The organism is Blautia sp. BCRC 81119, from assembly GCF_003184505.1.
Taxonomy (GTDB): domain Bacteria; phylum Bacillota; class Clostridia; order Lachnospirales; family Lachnospiraceae; genus Blautia_A; species Blautia_A fusiformis.
Genome location: NZ_QJHD01000018.1, coordinates 83,750 through 106,720, shown reverse-complemented (window position 1 = coordinate 106,720; position 22,971 = coordinate 83,750). Strand labels below are relative to the sequence as shown.

At 40.2% G+C, this 22,971-nt stretch carries 21 protein-coding genes and 1 CRISPR repeat array; of the genes, 19 read left to right on the top strand and 2 right to left on the bottom strand.

The features are described from left to right. Positions 1–28: 28 nt before the first annotated feature. A CRISPR array of direct repeats spans positions 29–851; the repeat unit is 29 nt; unit sequence GTTCCCTCACTGCAAGTGAGGGTATATCG. Positions 852–1,321: 470 nt separating this feature from the next. The 17 genes from DMI82_RS11795 to DMI82_RS11720 all read left to right on the top strand — a co-directional run bounded on the left by DMI82_RS11795 (position 1,322) and on the right by DMI82_RS11720 (position 17,863). Further along, positions 1,322–2,812 (top strand): N-6 DNA methylase, encoded by a 1,491-nt coding sequence (locus DMI82_RS11795; RefSeq protein WP_110103422.1) that lies wholly within the window; start codon positions 1,322–1,324, stop codon positions 2,810–2,812. A 14-nt stretch (positions 2,813–2,826) separates the two neighbouring features. After that, on the top strand, positions 2,827–4,068 hold the full coding sequence (locus DMI82_RS11790; protein WP_110103421.1) for a hypothetical protein: 1,242 nt from the start codon (positions 2,827–2,829) through the stop codon (positions 4,066–4,068). A 180-nt stretch (positions 4,069–4,248) separates the two neighbouring features. Next, entirely contained in the window at positions 4,249–6,093 is a 1,845-nt protein-coding gene (locus DMI82_RS11785; RefSeq protein WP_110103420.1) for a single-stranded-DNA-specific exonuclease RecJ, read from the top strand. Between the two features lie 47 nt (positions 6,094–6,140). Continuing rightward, a complete protein-coding gene (locus DMI82_RS19650; RefSeq protein ID WP_146207155.1) occupies positions 6,141–6,722 on the top strand; it encodes a hypothetical protein in 582 nt (193 codons plus the stop codon). A gap of 480 nt (positions 6,723–7,202) precedes the next feature. After that, entirely contained in the window at positions 7,203–7,457 is a 255-nt protein-coding gene (locus DMI82_RS11775; RefSeq protein WP_110103418.1) for a hypothetical protein, read from the top strand. A 126-nt stretch (positions 7,458–7,583) separates the two neighbouring features. Beyond that, the gene (locus DMI82_RS11770; protein WP_110103417.1) at positions 7,584–8,183 is read left to right on the top strand and encodes a hypothetical protein; all 600 of its coding nucleotides are present in this window, start codon (positions 7,584–7,586) and stop codon (positions 8,181–8,183) included. 205 nt (positions 8,184–8,388) lie between these two features. Beyond that, complete coding sequence (locus DMI82_RS19795; protein WP_158526461.1) at positions 8,389–8,547, top strand: hypothetical protein; 159 nt, start codon at positions 8,389–8,391, stop codon at positions 8,545–8,547. Between the two features lie 35 nt (positions 8,548–8,582). Next, a complete protein-coding gene (locus tag DMI82_RS11765) occupies positions 8,583–9,269 on the top strand; it encodes a hypothetical protein (RefSeq protein WP_110103416.1) in 687 nt (228 codons plus the stop codon). Positions 9,270–9,377: 108 nt separating this feature from the next. Beyond that, on the top strand, positions 9,378–10,010 hold the full coding sequence (locus DMI82_RS11760) for a hypothetical protein (RefSeq protein ID WP_110103415.1): 633 nt from the start codon (positions 9,378–9,380) through the stop codon (positions 10,008–10,010). Between the two features lie 159 nt (positions 10,011–10,169). Next, positions 10,170–11,918 carry a leucine-rich repeat domain-containing protein gene (locus DMI82_RS11755; protein WP_110103414.1) on the top strand — a complete coding sequence of 583 codons (1,749 nt, stop codon included), beginning with the start codon at positions 10,170–10,172 and terminating at the stop codon, positions 11,916–11,918. Positions 11,919–12,399: 481 nt separating this feature from the next. Next, on the top strand, positions 12,400–13,422 hold the full coding sequence (locus tag DMI82_RS11750) for a hypothetical protein (RefSeq protein WP_110103413.1): 1,023 nt from the start codon (positions 12,400–12,402) through the stop codon (positions 13,420–13,422). Positions 13,423–13,483: 61 nt separating this feature from the next. After that, complete coding sequence (locus DMI82_RS11745) at positions 13,484–13,795, top strand: hypothetical protein (protein ID WP_110103412.1); 312 nt, start codon at positions 13,484–13,486, stop codon at positions 13,793–13,795. A 75-nt stretch (positions 13,796–13,870) separates the two neighbouring features. Further along, positions 13,871–14,743 carry a 3'-5' exonuclease gene (locus DMI82_RS11740; RefSeq protein ID WP_110103411.1) on the top strand — a complete coding sequence of 291 codons (873 nt, stop codon included), beginning with the start codon at positions 13,871–13,873 and terminating at the stop codon, positions 14,741–14,743. A 53-nt stretch (positions 14,744–14,796) separates the two neighbouring features. Then, the gene (locus DMI82_RS11735) at positions 14,797–15,483 is read left to right on the top strand and encodes an SH3 domain-containing protein (protein ID WP_110103410.1); all 687 of its coding nucleotides are present in this window, start codon (positions 14,797–14,799) and stop codon (positions 15,481–15,483) included. A gap of 24 nt (positions 15,484–15,507) precedes the next feature. Beyond that, positions 15,508–16,749: a hypothetical protein gene (locus DMI82_RS11730; protein WP_110103409.1), complete on the top strand. Its 1,242-nt coding sequence runs from the start codon at positions 15,508–15,510 to the stop codon at positions 16,747–16,749. Further along, positions 16,749–16,976, top strand: coding sequence for a hypothetical protein (locus tag DMI82_RS11725; RefSeq protein WP_110103408.1), 228 nt, complete (start codon positions 16,749–16,751; stop codon positions 16,974–16,976). Before DMI82_RS11730 ends, DMI82_RS11725 begins: the two co-directional genes overlap by 1 nt. Positions 16,977–17,101: 125 nt before the next feature. Further along, entirely contained in the window at positions 17,102–17,863 is a 762-nt protein-coding gene (locus DMI82_RS11720; RefSeq protein WP_242981832.1) for an HD domain-containing protein, read from the top strand. Positions 17,864–17,968: 105 nt separating this feature from the next. Here the strand turns inward: DMI82_RS11720 and ssb are convergent, their stop codons facing one another. Both ssb and DMI82_RS11710 read right to left on the bottom strand, forming a co-directional pair. Next, on the bottom strand, positions 17,969–18,427 hold the full coding sequence (ssb, locus tag DMI82_RS11715; RefSeq protein ID WP_110103407.1) for a single-stranded DNA-binding protein: 459 nt from the start codon (positions 18,425–18,427) through the stop codon (positions 17,969–17,971). An 87-nt stretch (positions 18,428–18,514) separates the two neighbouring features. Next, complete coding sequence (locus DMI82_RS11710; protein ID WP_110103406.1) at positions 18,515–19,387, bottom strand: anthrax toxin lethal factor-related metalloendopeptidase; 873 nt, start codon at positions 19,385–19,387, stop codon at positions 18,515–18,517. 393 nt (positions 19,388–19,780) lie between these two features. Here DMI82_RS11710 and DMI82_RS11700 point away from each other — a divergent pair, with 393 nt between their 5' ends. Together DMI82_RS11700 and DMI82_RS11695 are read left to right on the top strand one after the other, a co-directional pair. Further along, positions 19,781–21,028 (top strand): class C sortase, encoded by a 1,248-nt coding sequence (locus tag DMI82_RS11700; RefSeq protein ID WP_110103404.1) that lies wholly within the window; start codon positions 19,781–19,783, stop codon positions 21,026–21,028. Continuing rightward, positions 21,025–22,956 carry a SpaH/EbpB family LPXTG-anchored major pilin gene (locus tag DMI82_RS11695; RefSeq protein WP_110103403.1) on the top strand — a complete coding sequence of 644 codons (1,932 nt, stop codon included), beginning with the start codon at positions 21,025–21,027 and terminating at the stop codon, positions 22,954–22,956. Before DMI82_RS11700 ends, DMI82_RS11695 begins: the two co-directional genes overlap by 4 nt. The last annotated feature ends 15 nt before the right edge of the window (positions 22,957–22,971 follow it).

Here is a 22,971-nt window from a genome sequence, read left to right as displayed (position 1 = left end):
TCCGCTTTTGCCGTTTCCATCTCAGACCGTTCCCTCACTGCAAGTGAGGGTATATCGAGATTAAAGACCAAGTAGTACAAGCCTATAATGTTCCCTCACTGCAAGTGAGGGTATATCGGGCGGCAAGGATAGCAGAGATAAAAAGAAACAGTTCCCTCACTGCAAGTGAGGGTATATCGGATTTGAGGGGAAACTATACGAAGCAATATGAGTTCCCTCACTGCAAGTGAGGGTATATCTTATTCACGTTCCCACTCATCCGCTTCAAGTTGCGTTCCCTCACTGCAAGTGAGGGTATATCGGCGTTGCGTGGAATTACCGTACATCCGCTCCCGTTCCCTCACTGCAAGTGAGGGTATATCGCGCGCGCGTTGATTTTATGCGGGTTTCCGGCTGTTCCCTCACTGCAAGTGAGGGTATATCGAGTACCTGCAGATAGTGTCTTGCTTTGCTTTTGTTCCCTCACTGCAAGTGAGGGTATATCGATTTACAAGCGACAGCCCGAACATAAACAGAGGTTCCCTCACTGCAAGTGAGGGTATATCGGAAATGAATATGATGAGGTTCAGGCGCAGAACGTTCCCTCACTGCAAGTGAGGGTATATCATCCGAAAATCGCAGGCAGTGCAAAATTATCACGTTCCCTCACTGCAAGTGAGGGTATATCGAAACTAAAAAAGAAATTTTATCCGATGGGGAAGTTCCCTCACTGCAAGTGAGGGTATATCGGCCTGTTCGCAGTCCTCAAAAGTTTGCCCGGGGTTTCCTCACTGTATGTGAGGGTATATCGCATTGCTTTTATTTCGTGGAATGGTGTAAGGCGTTCCCTCACTGTATGTGAGGGTATATCGGGACAACAATGGTTTTGAACTGTAAAAGTTTCGTTTCCTCACTGTATGTAAGGGTGTGTCGCCAGGAAGTGCTCATACTTCAATGATGCCGTCGTTCCCTCACTGTATGTGAGGGTATATCGTACATAACCGAAAAAATCCCTATGCCAGATATGTTCCATCACTACATGTGAAGGTATATCGATGAAGTACTGGAACTCCACGGATGCCATCTTGTTCCCTCACTACATGTGAGGGTATATCGATATAACAGGAGATACCGAATTCTAAATATATGCAATATTTACAGCCCGGCAATTACTTTGCCGGGCTTATTTTTTTTGTCTTATTTTTGACCTTTTACCTGCCTTTTTTTATCGCACAATTTATATTTTTTCCTATTCGTCATTTTAAATCTGAAAAAAAATCCGCAAAAAAAATAGCTATTAGAAAATTTTACGCATAACAGCTATAGACGAAGGAGAGGTTAAATGACGATAGAAAAATACATAGAAGAAATAGATAAAGATGGGCTTGAAAATGTTTGGGATTCCATCATAAAAAACGGTTTAAGTGAAGTTCAAAATGCAGGAGAATTGTACGAAATTGGACTCGCTCATATCAACAAAAAAGAAAAAAAAGAGAGCGGAAAGTACTTTACACCGTTTGATGTTGCAGATGTAATGTCTGACTGGTTTGATGGATTAAAAGGAGAAAATGTTTGCGACGTTTGCTGTGGAACCGGAAATCTAATTTTATCATATTTAAACAAAATAGGCTACACAGCAGCACGTGATTTGATAGCCAAAGGTCACCTGTATTTATATGACAAAGATGCATTGGCTTTAAAGATATGTGTGGCTCTTATATGTAAGAAATATGGAAATGACTTGGGACCTCAAATACATAGTATTGTTTGTGATTTTCTTGATAAGAGCATATCGTTACCGGAAAGCTGTAAAGTCATCAGCAACCCGCCATATTTTAAGATTTCAAAAATAGACAAAAATTGGCAGGAAACTGAAATATTGAGAAAGAGCAAAGAATTTTATGCAGCAATAATGGAGAAGATTCTAGATGAAAGCGAATCATCTGTTGTAATTACGCCTTACAGCTTTCTCGGCAGTGAAAAGTTCTTGCCGTTACGAAAAAAAATGAATCTCTATAACGGATTTATTGTTGCTTTTGATAACGTGCCTGGAAATATTTTCGCAGGTAAGAAACACGGAGTCTTCAATTCAAATTCAACTAATTCCGTCAGAGCCGCAATTACAGTAACGGAAAATCGTAGCAACGTATCTGGATATAGGTGTTCAAATCTTATCAGATTTAAAAACGAAGAGCGAAAAAAGCTTCTAAAAACAAACATTTTAAACAGATTTGTCGGAACTACGTATCAGATTATAGACAGCACACATGCGAAATATTGCAAGTGCGGACCAATCTTTGAGAATATTTACAAAAAATGGACAAAAAACAGCATTGAGTTAAAGACCTTGCTGAGCGTTGATGGGGAATTCAATTTATATGTTCCAAATACTTGTAGGTATTACACTGTTGCATCCGTAAAAGAATTAAATAGGACCGGAAAGATTCGTTTAGCATTTAGCGATAGCGACACATCAAAAATCGTGTACTGTTTTTTAAATTCTAGTTTCTGTTATTGGTATTGGAGGCTGTTTGATGGCGGAATCACATATACAGCATCATTGCTAAAATCGTTACCAATTATCGACCCAGCATTGCTACAACCGGAAGATAAAACACGACTTCTTAAGATTACTGACGAAATGCAGAAGTCAGAAGATAAATACCTTGTATATAAAAAAAATGCGGGAAGCATGCAAGAAAATATCAAGTTTCCTGACAAATACAGGACAGAAATAAATGACATCTTTTTAAAAGCTATCGGAACAGATAAGAACTCGTCTATTTTTAACGAAATACATTCAAACTCCGTATTTTCAGAGCAAGACAAATAGAAAGGCAGCAGCTTATGAATACAAAAGAGAAAGCCACAAAAGAAATTTTAAAAAAAATTTTCGAATCATCCACAAAACTTATCATGTCCAAAAAGGACATAAAAAAAATAGAAACATATTATAAAAAGAACAGCAGTAAGTTTGATAATGTTGACGACTTTATAGCTTCAAATGAAAAAATTGGATGTTTGGTGAACCGCTTAAAATCTGGAAAAGACGAAATAGGAAAGCAGTTGAAAGCTAAAAAAGCATTGCAGCCCGGAGTTTTGTATGAATGTGTTGTAGCGCAGACATGCGCGAAAGCAATGGGGCTAAGAAATTATGTTGATTTGGAGACTACCCCAATTTCAAAGACGCCAAAAGAAGCTGTAAAATACATAAAAGAATCAAGGTATACGGCATGTGCTGCAAGGTATGCTTATTACAAAAAATCAGACGACTCCAATGCTGTTGTTCAATACGGAAATCCAGCTGCTGGTGATATGGGTATCGCTATTAATGGACAGGAATGTAAAATTGAAATTAAAGACATGCCGGCTTTGCTTATGGACAAAGACCTTATTTATGATGAAAACGGAAAGATAATTATCACTGACGAAATCAAGAGCAATTACCCAGGATACGTTAAGTATATTCAGGAGTTTAACAGTAAGACATCTATGATTGATAAAATGGGAAGCAATTATAAACTTTTTGATGATGGTGACACAAAAGCTATTGGCTTTGTTAAATCTTTTTTGGACTCATCCGATATTGATATAATCATGACGGCAACAAACAAAGACGAACTGATTGGCTTAACGCCAGAACTGATAGACTATACTTTTTCTGACAATACTCCACTGATTACAGTGGCAGGAAGTGAAATCCGAACTACTGGAAAAAATTCTTTAGCAAATGCATTTACACCACAATATTTAAACAAAATCCTCAATGAAAAAGATATTGCTATCGAGGACGGTATGTGCCGCGTTAAAGCAAATAGCAAAAAGGTGATTGGGTGGATTCATGGAAGAGGAAAAGATAAAGATACTGCGACACGTTTTAAAATCAGCAATGCATTTTTTGTAAAATCAAATGATATAATTGTCGACAATGACTATGTTAAATTTCCAAAAGAAAAAATCAGACAGAGCAAAGGAGGTGTCTCCCTTCATATTAGTATCAAACACACAAAAAAAGAAATCGGCAATGTCATCCTTCAGGCATCAAAAAATATAAATGTAGTTGACGATAGCATTCCGCAAATTGCCTAAAAGGAGGTGAGAAAAATGAGTGGAGATACCGAATTCTGAAACACAACAAAACCACATATACACAGCCCGGCAATTATTTTGCTGGGCTTATTTTTACGTTTTTCGCTATTTCAAAAATCCCGCATATTAAAACCGTAAAAATATATTTAAAACTAAAACAAAGAAAAGGAGACTTAAAAAATGAGTAAAAGCAAATGGATTTACAAAAACCTCAAAAGCCCGGAATTCAACGTACTTGCAGAAAAGTTTGGTGTACATCCGGCCATCATTAAGATTCTCGCTGACCGTGGTGTGCAGGGAGAGGATGCTGTAAGGGAGTATCTGGAAGCAGATATTGCAACCGTTTCTGATGGTTCTGAACTGACTGATATGCAGCGTGGAGTAGATATTATCTACGACGCAGTGAAAGCAGGAAAATACATCAGAATCATGGGCGACTATGACGTTGATGGCGTGACCAGTACATATATCCTCTACAAAGGTCTGACCGGACTTGGTGCAAAATGTGATAAGTTTATCCCTCACCGTATTACAGACGGCTATGGTCTGCATGAACCAGCAATCCGTGATGCGTATGAAGCTGGCGTACAGGTTATCCTGACATGCGATAATGGTATCGCTGCTGCGAATGAAATTAAGCTGGCGAAAGAATTAGGAATGACGGTTGTAGTTACTGACCACCATGAGGTTCCTTACGAAGTAAGGAACCTCTCCCCGACAGACGACTCTGCGAATGCAGAGGAGGATGGAGAAGGTGAAGTACCTTATGAAGCATCAGAATGTGAAGTTCCTTACGAAACACCAACCGAACCCGGAGATAATGAAGGCGCTCGCCACTACATCATCCCTGACGCCGACGCGGTCATTGACCCGAAACGCCCAGAAGATGACGGTGTTTTCAAAGAAATCTGTGGCGCTGTTGTTGCCTGGAAGTTTATGTGGTGCTTATACAAAAAATTCGGAAAAATTGATGAATTCAACAATTCCGATTTTCTTGAAATTGCATCTCTCGGCACTGTCTGCGATGTAATGGAATTACAGCATGATAACCGTGCAATCGTTAAAGAAGGGCTTAAAAAAATGCAGAACACTTCAAATATTGGCCTGCAGGCGCTGCTTGAAGTTCTTGGACTGAGAGACAAAGCTCTGACCTCTTACGATTATGGTTTCAAAATCGGCCCATGTATTAATGCCGAAGGCAGACTTGATACCGCAAATGAGGCCTTTGACCTGCTGGTTGAGACTGATTATCAGAAAGCGCTCGAAAAAGCCGCTCAGATGCGAGACCTGAACGTAGAACGTCAGGAACTCACAAAACAGGGTATGGAAGCTGCCTTCAAAATCATTGATGAAGAAATGCAGGATGACAAAGTTTTGGTCGTTTACCTCCCGGAAGTACATGAGAGCATCGCCGGAATCATTGCCGGTAAGGTGAGAGAAAGGTACTGCAAACCTGCTTTCGTTCTTACAAAAGGTGACGGTGATTTTCTGAAGGGCTCTGGCCGCTCCATTGAAGCATATTCAATGTATGAAAAACTGGTGGAAGTGAAAGACCTGATGCTTGGTTTTGGCGGTCACACAATGGCTGCTGGATTATCTTTGAAAGAAGAGAATCTGGAAAAATTCCGTCAGGAACTTAACGTCCGCAGCGGACTGACCGATGCGGACTTTGTCCCGAAGGTCATGATTGACGTGATTCTTCCGGTTGATTTTCTGACACAGAATTTCATCAGACAGCTTGAAATCCTTGAACCGTTTGGTAAGGGGAATGAAAAACCGGTATTTGCCCAGAGTAGCGTGAAAGCAAATCGTGCTGAGATTATCGGTAAGAACAAAAATGTTCTTAAGATTACATTCAACAGCCGAAACTGCAAGAGCGGTGTATGTTTTCATGATATTGAGACGAAAGAACAGTTTTTGAATCAGAATGGAAAACTGTATGACTTCAAGATGCTGTATTACCCGACACTCAATGAGTGGAATGGCGTGACCAGCATTCAGGCGAATGTTCAGGATATCTGTTAATTTTAGATTGACACCGGCGGCGAAGCCGCCGGAGAAAGGAAAAAATAATGAGAAAAGAAACAAAAACTACTGAACTTGCAAAGACTGTATCTCTGACATCAACAATCCTGATGACTATTTATACGGCACTGGTAACCATCCTTATTCTCGGAATATTCACCATTGCTGCAGTTTTCGGCCATCTGTCTGGCAGCAGCCTGACGAAGGGCTGGATGGTTGATGGCACTGACCTCGGCCCGCTTGCATCCGGCACCAGCGCTATTGCGTTAGCAATGATACCTGTGGTTGATTTTGTATTGCTGATTCTTACAATCACGCTTATTGCTGCGACGGTATTGTCTTACAAATTTATCGGCAGCGGTAAGTTTAAGAATGACGCCTGGATGAAAATCGTAATCTTTGGAAGCTCACTCCTTGGATTCGTGGCCGCAACAAACAGCTATGGACTTATGGCGTTTTGTGAAGCTGCATTCCTGGCTACGCCGATAGGACTGTCCGTTGTTGTTCTTTGCGATGATAGCGAAGGCGATGAAGAAGAACCAAAAGCAATAAAAAAAGCTGAAAAAGAAACCACAAAAGAACCAAAAGAAGACAGTGAAAAAGAAGAAGAAAAAGAATCAGAAATCTAATTCAGGCATTGCCTGCGGGATTTAGAAAAACAGCGAAAAAGAACAGTTTTTGAATCAGAATGGAAAACTGTACGACTTCAAGATGCTGTATTACCCAACACTCAATGAATGGAATGGCGTGACCAGCATTCAGGCGAAGCTTCCATTTTTGGTTGAGTTTTTTTTGGAGTGGAGGTAATCTTTGCAATACGTTTACGCGCTACCTGGATGGTTGATTACAAAAACAGTAACGGAGACATATACAGCGTGTATTGGCAGTTCAGCCTAAAAGACCCTTGGCTGCTTCCTAAATATGACCCTAATTTTTGTAGTGGTCCACTATATGGATGGCTGTTCTTTTACTTCGGAAGAGAGAAAGAAAAATCCACAAATCGATAACTCGATAACAATATGCCGGCAGAAAATGCCGGCTTTTTCTCTTGCCTGAAAATATTGCATATTAAGATTACAAAAATCAATTGCAAAGAAAGGAGAAAAAAAATGAGAAGAGAAATGCGTGATAAAAGCGAGTCCGGAATATCTGACAAAAAAATATTCAGCTATTACCAGTACGACAGTTTTCGCGATGAAAAAATTATTGGCATTGTAATGTCCTCAAACTTAAAAGAAGCGGAAAAAACTGTGAAGGACCATTACAGGAATGCTTATCGTGGAGATTTTACCGTGAATGGATGGAAGATTAAAGAAATCGAACTTTCCGACGATGGTTGTACTGAAATTTATTACGGTGGTTAATTTTGGGCTGGCACCGAAAACGCAAACCTGAGTTAGCAATCTTATCTGTGCTGCAGAAATGCAGCACTTTTTTGTGTTTATTTTGCATATTGTATTTATACAAAAAAAAGGAGGTGAAAAAAAATAATGGAAAATAAAAAGGCAAAAACGCTTTCTGCGACCTCTACCATTCTACTTACAATCTATACTATTTTCATGGTGCTGGCGGAAGTCGGGATGTTCTCTATCTGTAATTTTGTGGCACATATGGTTAATTCCGGAGTAGATATCGCTTCAGGCGGGATTACCTCTGGCGGATGCTATGACTATGCTTTGCCGGGTGCTGCAATTGGTGGTATGTTCGCAGGCCTTGGCAGTCTGGCTTGGGTTGCGGTTGCCGCGGTCATGATGTTCTTTATCATCATATGTATCATTTACATCGCGGTAACGGCAATTTCTTATATACTACTCCGCAGAGGATTCTTTAAGGCCGATGCGTGGATGAAGATTGCCGTTTTCGGCGTAACTTTTCTTGGCTTTATCGTCTCTGCACAGCTTTCCGGATTGCAGATGCTTTGCGTTACAATCCTTCTGTTTCTGCCTATCATCCTTTCTGTCATGGTACTGTTTGCTGGATGTCAGTGTCAGTGCTCTGAGTGCAGAAAAGAGGATACAAAAATAGAGGAAAAAGAAGAAACAAAAGAAACGAATGAGCCGGAAGTGGCAACGGAAACAATTAAGAAATAAGTGGGAATTCTCGGTTGTTTAATTGCCGTGATGAAAACGCCTAGATATACAAATAAACAAAAATATCGCTTGCGATTTATTGGTTTCTCTATGCTTCGGCGTAGAGAAATTTTTATTTTCTGCAAAAATTTTTCGCAAAAAATCGTCCCGTTTTAGATTTTTTCGGCATATTAACTGTGTAAGAAAAAAGCAGGAGGTTTTTGATATGGCAAAGAAAAAGTCCATACGGGTTGATTTTGCAAAATCTTGTATTACATATAACAAACTGAATATGATTGCTAAAATTGCCATATCAGGCATGCAGTCTTTTGGTAACCCAATAACCTTACCGGTGAAACACCGGAGTAGCCTGCTGCTTCTTTAGATGCGGGTAGTTCACAAACTGAAAGGAGAGCAGAAATGAGTAAACAATTAATCTTAACAAATCCAATGCACGGCTGGTGCACATTCAGAATCCAAGAGAAAGGAAGTTTTTGTTACTGGGCATCTTTAAGCTATCTGACAGATGTAATGTATGACACAATGCTGGCATGCTTTGATTACTTAACAAGAGGCGCATCCGCCGTTATTTACAACCGGGAAGGCAACGGAGATATCACTGTGGTTCTCAGTGGTAATACTGTATACATCATTGACGAAAATTCTGAAATGCCGCTGCGGGCAACCAAAGAATTTACTCCTGTTGATTTCTGCCAGAGTGTTCTGGACTGCTATTACAAAAATCCTTCTGAATGGATTAATTTCGCTAATATGAACGACCCGAAAGACAATAAGGACGAATACGAGGAATACAAAAATCGTGAAGCGTATGAGATTCAAAATATGGTTGGAAATATCAGAACTATTCTGAACGCAAAGACTGGAAAATCAAGCGAATGGGTGGAAATCATGTGCGACCATTTCGACCAGGAGGAGCAAACCTGGTGTGTGGACGCATGGAAAAGAGGATATGATAATCCTGAAGATAGCACAGTCATTGCAAAGATTTCTGTGTCAGGAGAGATAGAGTATCTGAACGAAAAGGCAAAAACAGATACATATGCACAGGAAATCATCAATGAAAGAATCAGGTTGCTGAAAAAATAATGTCATGGAGGCCCGAGAAAATCGGGCCTCTTTTTTTATTTTTTCACGAAAAAATCATATTAAAAATGTATTCAAATAAGTACAAAACAAGAAAGGAAGTAAAAAATCATGAAAAAAGTTAACGGAAGAACAGGAAAAGGACAGCATCAGGTGAAAGGCGTGAAGGTTGTAACTTCAAGAAGGTTTGCTGAGGTAAATGGCATTGCCGTAGGCTCTATCTCGCACAGACTCACCAAACTGAGGAGTGAATATCCGGAACATGTCTACCAGTTCAAAGATGAGCTGCCTCTGTATTTTGATGAGTTCCTGGCCGAGCGGATTGTCGAATCCATGAATGAGCATCCGGTGTGGCCAAGCAAGATTCTGAATAAGGCAAAATACAAAAAGTTTTGTCTGAAATACAGCGCTATTCTTGGAAACAAGGTAACCGAAACTCAGAAAGCCGGAAAGGTACAGGCAGATACATCTGCAAATGTCGCTGATATTGCAGTGGGCGAAAAGGAGCCTGTCAAAGCATTTGAGCCTGAATCCACAGAGGCTGAAATCCAGAGTCTCAGAAATCAGCTGGAAACCATGTCAGAACAGTATGCATCCCTTCGCAAGAAATACGAAGTACTTCAGGATAAGTACAATACAAGCGTAGAAACATTTGCAGAACGTCTTTACAACGTTGCAATGCGAAATGATGCGGTACTTTCAGATGATGTATACGACCATGCTGACAACATTATTTCTGTATGACACAAATTTCCATTCTTGAGAGAGAAAAGCCAGTTAAGGCTTTTCTTTTTTTTGCTTGATTTTATGGACCGGCAAAAACCGGTCTTTTTCTTATATTTTATCAATTAAAAAATCACGCATATTAATTTTACAAAGATAACAAAGAAAGGGGTAAAAAAAATGAGAAAACAAGAAGGAATTATATTTTATCTGGACGCATTACAAGAGACTGCATTTGATATTGATGTGAATTCCGGCATAACAACAATCTATATTACTGCTAATATGGACATGTTGAATTCGATAAAAAGTTTCCCAGACGTTGAGGAACTTGTAATAATGGAGGATGTGTCTAATATCAGTATTCCAAATACGCTATTTCCAAATGTCAAAAATGTTACTTCATACAGCAAACATTTCTGTTCAAAAAGAAAATATCTGGAGAGATATGAGGATATAGACGGCAAAGTGTCTGCTTTATTGAATACATTTTGTCAAGCAGAAGATGAAGTAATTGATTTGCAGGATATAACAGCAATTGCAGATTATGCGTTTAAGGATTGCAAAAGTCATGATGTCATCAATGTTTTAGACGTTTTTTATTTTGGTAAGGATGCATTTTCCGGGTCGTGGTTTAAAAAGCAGCCGTTCAAAAACGGTGTTAAAATGGCAGGGCCAATTCTGATTGACATTGACCGAACTTCTGATGTAATTGAATTACCAGACGATAAGGTCAAAATTCAGCGTTGCCTGGTGGATTTTACAGGAGTCAAAAATGTTATTACCCATAGTACAGATACATTTGCACTGGGTCACATACAGACATTTCCAAATACAGTAACATTTGATTTAAAAGAGCCGATGCGAAATTTTAACTCACTTTTTAAATCTCTACATAAAGTTGCAGGGAATACCTATACTTATATAAAAAATATCTGTTTTTCAGAAAGTACGGAACGCAGTAATGGCATTAAAGTATTAAATAATATTGTATATACACAAGATACAAAAATGCTGATTGCATGTACAGAAGGTGTTAAGCATATGATAATCCCAAATGGTGTTACGAGTATAGGAGAAAGGGCTTTTGCATCTTGTAGATTTCTTAAATCTGTAGTAATTCCTGACTCCGTAATTGAAATCGGTGAATACGCTTTTGCCGATTGCGAAGCACTTGAAACTGTAAAGCTAGGAAGAGGAATAACAGAGATACCGAATGGTGCTTTCTATGGCTGCAAAAAAATGCAGCATATCACAATTCCTAAAGGCGTAAAAGTAATAGGCGAATATGCATTTGGACAATGCGGGCTCAAAGCTATAGAGCTGAATGAAGGCTTGGAAACAATTAAAGACGGCGTTTTTACCATGTGTAAAAGCTTAATGGAAATTACAATTCCATCATCAGTCAAGAATTTCGGAATGAATTGGGTTGATGACAATACTCAAAAAATTTTACTAAAAAAATGGATTCCAGAAATCACACCTACTGTTGTGTATCAGGAAAAATATGACCGAAACGAAATGGATATCTTGGAAATTTACTGTGATGAAAAGTGTATATCTCTGCCAAGACATATAAAGTACATTTTGATGAATGAAATGAATGCGGAAATAAATAAATTCATGCAAAATGAAAAAGACGAAGAACGTTTTTCTGCATTCAAATATGCATCTTCCATACAGTGTAAAGACTCCATGGCAGTCAACGAATACTTAAGATATAAAAGCGAAAAAGCAAAAGATTTTGTAAAAAAGAATAGCAGAAAAATGGCGTTAAGCTATCTGAACGAGAAAAATCAAGAATTTCTCTTGAGACTGTTACAAACAGAACTTATATCAAAAGTAACAATGAAAAAACTATTAGACGAAATTAATGACAATGATATGATAGAAGTTAAGACATATCTTCTTAAAACGCTTAAAAAATAATTAACTTCTGATTGAATTTTATGGACCGGCGAAAGCCGGTCTTTTTCTTTTATCGGCTGGCGGAAAACCGCGGCCAACTTTGATAACTCGCCTGCCTCGCAGGACTCGTTACCAGATTTCATTGATGCCTCCCCGGTCTTGCCGGATTCGGCACCAGAGCACGCATGATAACTCAGGCTTAACGCCTTCGTTACCAGAATAAATATGATACCTCGCCGCTCGCCGTTTCCGGCTCGTTAGCAGATTTCAATAGTTGTCCGTCGGTCAATCACTAGCAAAGAGCAAAGACAAAAGAATGTGGTTCTTTCTGAAAGGATGCGTTCCCACTGAAAGGACGAATGCGATTTTTGTAATGTTGGGAAATGTCAACTCATCAGAAGAAGCACCAAGATTTGTCTTGGTGCTTTTTTGTTTCGCAAAAAAACAGGCATATTGAATTTGTAAACCATAAATAGAGCAAAGAAAGGAGACTTTAAAAATCATGAAAAATCCAAAAGAATGCTTCTGCCTGCGACAGAATCAGACATTTTTTGTATTAAATGAGTTAACAATGGCAACCGGAGATGATGGAAGCGAGCCGCTGACATTTCATCATGAGACGTTCAGCCGATTCAAGTTCGTAATCATCAATTCTGACAAAAAAGCAACCACTGCAAATATCCCTGTGTCGGAACTTCCTGGAATATTCGAAGAGGTAAGGAATAAGAACATCCTTAAAAAGATGAACAGCAGTGAAAATAAAACATTTGGGATGATAAACTCCATCGGAAAGATGACCCAAAAACTGGTGTATAAACTTGTAGGCCAGCCATCTGGCGCATCTTCGGCTGCGACAAAGGTTGATACGAACTCACCAGCATTTACACTTGCTATCAGTGCAGGACAACTGAAAGGGAAAACACCTGTTGCTGCACTTCTTGAAAATGCGGAAGTTAATAAAAAACTTCTACTTAATCAAATTGCATGGCTGGAGCCAAATGTTAATAAATATCCAAGAAACAAGGACCAGATTAAGGCAATTAAAGAGGCCCTGGACCTTTATGAAAAGGGACTGCTGAATAAGAACGTTTCGGCAACAGTTTCTTCCGCTACAGCCACAACAAACAACAAGACTGACCCAAATGTAATTTATCACACGGGATTCAGGCCGTTGGTCAGAAGAAAGAATCGGAACGGGAACTGTTTCGTTTATGAGATAAAAATCATATGGCATGAGAACCTGCCAAAACCGGTTGAGATAGAGATTAGAAACTATTATGCACCGGTAGTACAGGATGAAAAAGGACTTCTAAACGTAAAAGCCAGAGAGAGAGAAGATGAAACTAAAAATAGCTTTTCACTGACAATGGATGAATGGTTCTGGATGGAACATATCCTTGAAGCGCAGATGAGGACTTTTGAAAACATCTATGCGCCGAAAGCATATCGTGACGCAACAAATGCAGAAAGAGCAAACCGAAACGCGGCGCTTGGTCCAAACACCACAAGAAATCCTGCATCCTGACAAAACATATTGAAAGGGGTGTAGAGAGATGGCGAAATATTTAGAGTTAAGGAATATATGTATGATAGAGCCAGAGAATGATGAGCTTGTGCAGGTCTCCTATCTGTGCGATATGGATTCGCAAATTTGGGAAGACGAACTGCTTAACGAATGCGGTGATATCCGGAGCGTTGGTATGGCAAACGACAAGGTCTTTATGAGCCTTGGAATCTATCCGGTTTCAATAAATTATGAAAAGGACGGTACAACCGTCCGGGCAAGGGAAAATTCCATGCTGGAGTTTGACTGGGTTGAAGATAATATATATAAGCCAAACAAAAACGGAATCAACCTGCTTTGCAGGATGAAGCATCTGAAGGAACGAGCAGCCTGAGAAACAGGCTGCTTCTTTTTTTTAAAAAAATCCGCAAAAACCGTTCATGTATGAAAAATATTCAGCATATTACATATGACGAAAAAAAACAGAAAGGAGATAACGCGGAATATGCCGCTAAAAAATACAAAAAATAAGCCGGCGGACTTCAAGGTCTGCTTTTTGGATACAGAATTTAATGCTACTGATTATAACAACCAGAATGATGGGTTTCAGGAAATAACAGAAATAGGCGCAGTAATCTTTCAGAACGGAAGGCCAGTTGACCGGTTCACACAGTATTGCAAGATAAAAAAAGGGCATAAGCTCACGAAAAGATGCAAAAAGATAACCGGAATAAAACCGGATGTTTTATCAAAAGAGGGTATCCCATTCAACCAGGCTATGAAAAATCTTAAAGAATTCCTTGATAAGCACGAGATATCAAAGGTTTATACATTTGGACCGGCCGATGCGTTTGAAATGCGCTCAACGGCTAAACTCAACGGTTCAGATGCGGATGTCCTGGATACGATAAAAAGAATCAGCAATGTATATCCAATATTTGCGAAGACCCTGTCTTTACATTACGCTTTCTCTCTATCAGATATCTGCAGAATATGTTACATAGACCATGAAGCAAACGGCAGGGCCCATTCAGCGTTGAATGATGCGGAAGACACCGGCTTTGCGTTTTATAATATGAAAAGAGGCCGAATCAACAAAGAAATCCTGCAGGAAATCAATACCCATAAATATCACGTGAAGATTTACCGTGAGAACAGAAGTGTAAATATGGCAAATATAAAAATGCCATCGGTTGTAACTGATGAATTCATCAGAAATCTGGAAGAGGTGTTTAAAAATGCAGGGCAGACGTTAAATGAGCCAATAGTCAGGGCAATGCATGATGACATGATGCGGATAATCGGCCGGCCAGATTTGGAGACTGGAGAAAGCGGGCTGTAGTGCTACGGCTCACGCACAATAACAAAAATATATAGAAAGGACGAGTAAAAAAAATGAGCAACAAACTATACAGACCAAGGAGAAAAAGAAGAAAAGAAAAATTATCATTGATTGATAAGATTGAAATCGGAGGAATCACGATTGCAGCAGTGGTGTTGATAGGATGGTCCAGCTGGTCAATCGTGGATTCCTTCACGCCGGACCCGGTCATTCCATCCCGTGAGGTATACACAGATGGTATTTCCAATTATATTGCCGGACTTACATCTGCTTCAGACAGCACGGATGCGAAAAGTACAAGCGCGACTGACACAGACAGCTCCGATGCAAATATAAAAGACGCTGATTCAGATAAAAAAGAAGAAAAAGACGATGAAACTGACAGCGAAAAAGAAAAGAAGAAGACAGAAACAACAGCCGCTGCAGATACGCAGAAGGCAGCAGATGAAGCAGCGAAGAGCCAGGCAGAGGCCGCAGCCACACCAAGCCAGGCAGCAGAAGGGGCTGACACAACCGCGGCAGCGCCAGCAGAAACTACTACAGCACCAACTTCCTACATTGCCAAAGAGGCTTTAAACATCCGCCGCACACCAGACGAGAAAGCACAGGCCGTTGCCAATTACCAGGCCGGAGAAACTTTAAATGTAACAGAGGACGACTCTACACATGCCGGCTGGCTGAAGGTAAACAAAAACGGAGTTGAAGGCTATGTTTCAAAAGATTTTGTTAATGTCAACTAAAAAAGGTAGAAAGGAAATTAAAAAATGCAGAAAAAGAAAGTAATGGCTATCTTGCTCTCCACAGCAATCGCCGCTTCAACGTTTATCGGATGCGGAACAGACAAGGCAAAGGACTATAAAGACACAGATACGGCCATGTTTATTGACAAGGATAATAAAATTGATTACGCAACAGCCTGTACATATACACGTATGATGCAGGCAGAAACTTATAGTTACATGCAGTCCATGCTGCAGCGATTTAATTCATCTGCTGTAGATGTGGATATGTGGTCACAGTCTCTGGAAGACACGGATGAAGACAGCAAAAAATACAAAACATACGGAGAACAGTTTAAGGGAAATACTCTTGATTCACTGAAATCACTGCTTCTGGATAAACTTTACGGCAGCAAAGAATATGAAATCACCTTCACCGACGATGACAAGAAAGAGTGTGAATCTGTTGCTGATGAGTTTATCGAAAAAATGTCAAAAGATGACCTGAAAGCAATGCACGCAAGCAAAAAGACAATGATGAACGTGCTTGAGCTGATGACTTATGAAACGAGAGTAAAAAATGCGATTGAATCAGACGTGGATACCAAAGTCAGCGATGACGAGGCCGGCCAGTCAACATTCAGTTATGTAGAAATCAAAAAGAAGGATGCAAAAAAGAAAGAAAAGAAAATCAAATCACTTATCAAAAAAGTTGAAGCAGGTACAGACATCAGTACAGCAGCAAGCGATGCCGGGCTTACAGCACAGAGCGTTACATTCACAACAGCAGACCCGGAGTATGATGAGTATGGAAAAGAAATGCTGAAAAAGGTGTCAAAAATGAAAGACGGAGAGTGTGACAGTTATAAAGACGCAAAAGGCAACACTATCATTCTTTATATGCAGAGCGTGAACGACCAGTCCGCCACTGAGACAAAAAAAGACGATATCATCAGCGACAGGAAGGATAAGGCTTATGAAGACAAACTGGATGAATGGAAGGACAAAAAGAAAGTTACAATAAACAAGGATGCCTGGAATTCCATTAAGACGGATAAAAACGAAGTATTCCAGCGGATGGAGACTGAAGAGGATAGCAGCGATAGCGATGGCAACACCGGAACGACTGTTGCCAATAGCGATGATTCTGACACGTCTGTAAGCGTATCATCCTCAGACACTGACAGTGAAGACCCTAATAAGTCCAATTCCGGCGATTCTGGCAACACACAGAAAAAGGATTCAAATAATAACAGTACAGACACAAAAACAGAGGAGGAAAAATAATGAAGGTAGGTGAAATGGTAGGCCTCAATAGCATTGGTGTAAAATCAGAAATCGATGCTGCAATGGGCCGTATCAAAAAAATCAATGAAGAACTTATGGATATTGACGATACAGCCGCTAACTGTGAATGCGCATATTTTAGACCGTCAGTAGATGGAGGTCCGGCGGAATGCGAGCTTATGACAAATCTTTATTGCAAAGCCGGAAAGTGCCCGCTGGTGAAATAATGAGAAAAAAGACACCTGAAAGCCTGTAAGTGCTGTTCAGGTGTTTTTTATCAACTCGCGTTCATTTTTTTAGAGTTTCTGCATATTGGTCTTGGCCGGAAATGCCGGCAGGAGGCAAAACGAAAATGAGTAAAAATATAAAAAATATAAATATGATTGAACTTTCCATGGAATCTGGTAACGAAGACGTCAGGCCTGAGTTATCAATGATGCAGCGAGCTTACGCTCGCTTGCACCAGACGCGAACGGGGTTTTCGACTCCCACGCACGCGTCCAATTACCTTCAGACCGACGGGCAAACAAATTTGGCCGCGGTTTCCCGTCCGTCGATGAAATCTGGTAACAAGTCAGGCTTTGCCTGCGAGTTATCAATGGAATCTGGTAACGAAGGCGTCAAGACTGAGTTATCAGAAGATATCCCGCAGGAATACCGGGATTTAGTTTCTGATATCCTGCAAAACGAAGATTTTTTAAAACTGCGGCTGTACCGTCAGCACAATTGGTCAAACCGTTTGATGCATAGTATCAATGTGTCATATATGTCATGGTATCTAGCCAAGAAATGGCATTGTAACAAAAAGGTGGCGGCGAGAGCAGGCTTATTGCATGATTTTTGTTTGTTCGATTTTCATGAAAAGCCACCAACAGGTGAGCATCAGGCTTTTTTTCATCCAAAGGCGGCAGCAGAGAACAGCATTGAATACTTCCATGTCTCAGAGCGTGAACGAAGTGCCATATTAACGCATATGTTTCCGCTTGGTCCAATTCCAAAGAATAAGGAAGCATGGATTATCACGCTGGCCGACAAAATCTGTGCTACGGCTGAGTTGTGCAGCATTACTATTGCCCTGGCAAGAAAAGGCCGGGTAAGGATTGCGATAAGTTAAACCTGAATTGGTGAATGGTACAAGCAGGACATGTAAGATGCCGAAGAAGACACAAAAAAAATACACTCACAAATCGTGAGTGCATTTTTTTTGCTTGAACTTTATTTAATTGAATGGGATGTCTTCATCTCCATCAAAGCCAGGCACTTCCGGTGCAGGCATTGCTGTATCTGGTACTGGATTCTGGACAGATGACGGTGCGGCCTGCTGTGCTGGCTGAGGATTCTGCGGAACATCAGCATTCGGACGGCTGTCAGCAAAATCTGCTTCTTCTACAACGACCTCTGTAGTGTAGATAGTACGTCCCTCCTGATTTGTATAGGAGCCGGTCTGAATACGGCCGCAGACACAAATCTGACGTCCTTTTGTGATGTATTTCTCAATAAACTCGGCGGTCTTGCCGAATGCTACGCAGTTGATAAAGTCAGCACTTTCTTCACTGTCACGGCGAAATCTTCTGTTCACTGCGAGAGTGAATCTTGCGATAGTAGTTCCGCTTCCTCCAGCTGCAGTTCTAATCTCCGGGTCTCTTGTAAGTCTTCCCATTAAAATTGTTTTGTTCATAATAGATTCTCCTTTTCATTATTGTATTTATTTGAACACTTATAATATGCAGAAAAAAATATGTGATAAAAAACAAAAAAAGGTTTTTTAAATTCTTGCAATAATCTGGTTTATATAATCATAAATTATCGGAGCAGTCGCTTTTAAGCCCTCCGGGTCTTCGTGGTTAAGACGGAACGCTTCAGCAAAGTATTCCATTTTATTTACCGTGTTCGCGTCAGCCAGAGAATATTTTTCTTTCAAAGCAGGCATTTCAGCATTATATGACTGCTCGACCTCTGTTGCATCTGACACATAACCGTCATTACCAAAATTTTCTATATCAATGGCATGCCCTAATTCATGATACATTGCTCCTTTTATGGAATCCAGGCTGTCTCTGATGTACATAAGCCGCTTCTGTCCATCTGGCCCACTATAATAGTGTGTTAAACCATTCATAAATGAATTTTCATTACCATTATCTGGTACTAGTCCGGAAGATTTAATTGGGTTATCACATAATGTAATGTTGTAATTCTTTAGGATATTTTTGTATTTTTCTTCCATTTGGTTGATGATGTCATAAGTATATCCAACATATCTGGATGAGAGTTCTGTATCGCTATGTAAATTTAAGGGAGTTTGGTAAGTGCTTGACAAGTAGCCGCCCCAGACGTACCCCTTATCCGTATGAGCCCATGTTCCGTCGTCATCCAGGATGTTTACAGCCTCTCCTTTCTCGTAATATCCAATTGCAGGGCTGTTTTTATCTTTGCTTTCATGGATTTTTAATTTCACGACAGCAAAGCCGGAGCCCTTAGGAATATCTGGACGCTTGCCGTCGTCAAGAGATACGATGCCAACAACGGTCGGTAGTGGGCCTTCTGCGTATACATCATTGGCGAATGCCAATGGAACAATTGAAAGTTCGGTCGTGAGGCCAAACAGACACAGATTTAATATTTTTTTTAAATGCATTTTTTTCTCCTTTCTGTACTCTACGCTGATTTTTCTGGCAATACAAATATCGCCTTTTATAATATGAAAAAACAAAACAAAAAAGTTCGGATGAAAAACTCTGTATCCAACGATAAAAAAAGTTTAAAAAGTTTTCACAAAACGCGTACCATTTTAATTTTATTTTTCATTTTAAATATGGAGGCGAAAGGAAGAGAAAAAAATAGCGGCTTCACACAGTCGTAACAAAAAAATTTCTTTTTTTTATTTTATTTGTCATATTGTATATGTAAGACAAAAAACCGACTTTAAGTCAGACAGAAAAACCGCCTTACACACAATATCACAGCGTGTATATTCACAATCATGACTGCTTTGAGTCATGAAGCAACACTATATAAGGAAGGAGACTAAATGAAAAATACAGCAAGAGTCCTTATAGGGGGAGCCCTTGTTGCTTGCGGATGTGGTTTTTTTCTATACCCGAACTTCAGGGAATGGAATACTCAACGTGAAGTAGAACAAATCATAGAGACATTTGATAAAACATACGACAGGGGACTTAACGAATCAGGCAGCGTAACACATGAAAATGATTCCAAAACCACTAAAAAAGCAGACAACAAAAAAGATGAACACGCAAAAGTGACAACAGCGACAGCTACTCCGGCTGAAGGCCAGGACAAAAGCACCGACGAGACTGCACAAAACGGCCAGACAAACGGGGATAAAAATAAATCAGCTCAAACAGCCAGACCTTATCAGGCTCTATACGACAAAATGGAATCTTATAACAAAGACCTGATTGATAATGGACAGTATATAGCGGATGCGTGGAGTTACGAACAGCAACCGTTCGATTTGACTGGACTTGGTATAGATTCTGATAATCCGGCAATCGGGTACATAGAGATACCCGATATGAAAATACGGCTTCCACTGCTTCTAGGGGCTTCTACCGAAAATCTTGAGAAAGGTGCAGCCGTAATGTCAAATACCAGCATGCCGATTGGTGGTACTGACACAAACTGCGTGATAGCAGGACATAGAGGATGGGAAGGCAGCGCATATTTTCAATATATAGAGAATATGAAAAAAGGTTCAAGAGTTTACGTAACAAATCCGTGGGAAACCTTGGTTTACGAGTGCGCGGATATTGAAGTAATAAATCCAAATGACGTTGATTCCATTATGATTCAAAAAGGAAAAGATATGGTTACTTTGTTATCATGTCATCCGTACGTTTTAGGAGGAGGACCCTACAGGTACGTAGTTTTCTGCGAAAGAGTGGATACACAGAAACGGAAGGAGACTGATGGAGTCATGAACCCAAAGTCAAGCAGCCCGTCATCTACAAGCGAGGAGATTGGTGATACGGATTCAGCAGAGAAAAACGCTACTAGCGCAAGTAACTCTGTAAGTCATACAAACCAAACTGAATCCTCACCAGCAATTGTTCAAAACCAAGAAGGACTTGACCTTCTTGCATTAGAACAAACACTGAGATACATGCTTCCAATTATAGTTATAATGACATCAGCACTTATCGTATTACTGCGAAAGCCGAAATCAAAACATAGCAAAAAGCAAAAAAGCAGGAGGCATAAAAGAAACATAAATAAACAATCTAAAAACAAAAATAAAAGGAGAAAATCAATATGAATAAGATTTACCAGAAATTAAGCATGGCTGCACTCTCAGCAGCAATGGTGGCTGCACCAGCAATCAACGTGTTTGCAGCACCAGAAGATATTATTGACACATCAAAGAAGGCAACCCTTACTATCCATAAGTATGATATTACCGCAGCGCAGGCAGACGGTGTTATTCCGAAAGATAATCCGGAAAAGGCATTTAAGACAGATGGAACAAAAGATGCTGACGCGGAGAAAAAACTGGAAGATTACAAAATCAAAGGCGTGCAGTTTAGCTATCAGAAAGTCGGAGACATCTGTACAGAGACTGTAGCTGGAAAAATTCAGGTAATGTATGTGATTCCGCCTGAACTGCAGACTATCCTGGGACTGACAACAACAAGGGATGATAATAAATACACATCCGATGAAATTAACGACGCCCTGAAGACCGCTCTGGCAGACAATACAGTGACAAAAAACAAACTTGAAGATTACATCAGAGGCGGGCACGGAACAACTTCTATGCCGCTTACTGATGAGGATGGAGTATCCCAGGCAACAAACCTGCCACTTGGACTCTATTTAATCGTAGAGACAGAAGTACCGGCAAACGTACATACAACTGTTGACCCGTTCTTCGTATCTCTGCCAATGACAGACCTGCAGGGAACACACTGGTTCTACGATGTTGATGTATATCCGAAGAACCAGACAAACATCCCTACACTTGACAAACTCGTTCGCCAGCAGGATGATGCTGTTGACCACAACAAGCCGGAATACCTTGATTCCACAACTGTATCAGAGGAGGAGATTGCAAACTATATCATCATCTCAAAGCTCCCACAGATGACAAGTAAAGCAACATATCTGACACAGTATACATTCACCGATAAGATTGATTGTGGCGTAGAGTACCAGAAAAATGCAACAATGTATTTTTACGACAACGAGGCTGATGCAAAAGCGAACAATAAAGAAAATGCAGTATTCACATGGGATGCCGCTTCCGGAAACTTCAAGCAGGACTACACGACTGCTGCCGCAGCTAAAGGAACTTCCACAGCTGTCTTCTCAATGACAGAAAAAGGACTTGCGGCGCTCAATAAACAGAAAGCAGGTGTTCAGTATTCTGAGTATTCCAACCTCTATATGGTAATTTCTTATGATGCAAAACTTCTGAATTCCGACAACGCAATCCTTGGAGATTCAGGTAACACAAACAATGTTACTCTTGAGTGGAAGAGAACAAACATGGCCGATTTTGACACTCTGAAGGCAAGAGCAAGAATTTACACTTACGGAATTGACCTGAAGAAAACATTTAAATCAGGAGCAAATGCCCAGGCTGGAGACGCAACAAAAGTTAAGTTCTCACTCCGCAACAAGACGGATGACTACTATGTAAATGCCATCCAGAAGACACCTGGTTCTGGTATCTACTATGTAACAGGAAGCGATAATAAGAAAACCGACGAGGCGAACGGTACACAGTTTTCACCAGCAGCGGATGGAACACTTATCATCAATGGACTTGAGGCCGATGAGTATGTTATGACAGAGTTAGAGACATCTCCAGGATATACTCTCCTGAAAGAGCCAATCACAATCAAGATTAACTCTACAAAAGATGATTTCGTACCTTCAAACACAACGCTGTACGATACAAAAGATAAGGCTGCGAACCAGGCTGCAGGACATACAGATGTTATTGAGACAAATGTCAACAAAGCATCCGCAACAGTTGATGGTAACAAGACTAACATGAAGGCAGATGGCACATCTACAAATGCAAGAGTAGAGATGGCAGTAACCAATACACCTGGCTTCAAACTTCCTATGACTGGTGGTGCAGGTACAATTGCATTTACAGTTGCAGGATGTACAGTAGCATTCGCGGGAATCGCAGTTGCAACAAAGAAATCCAAAAAGCACGATAATGACGAAAAATAATTTTCGTGAGATGTC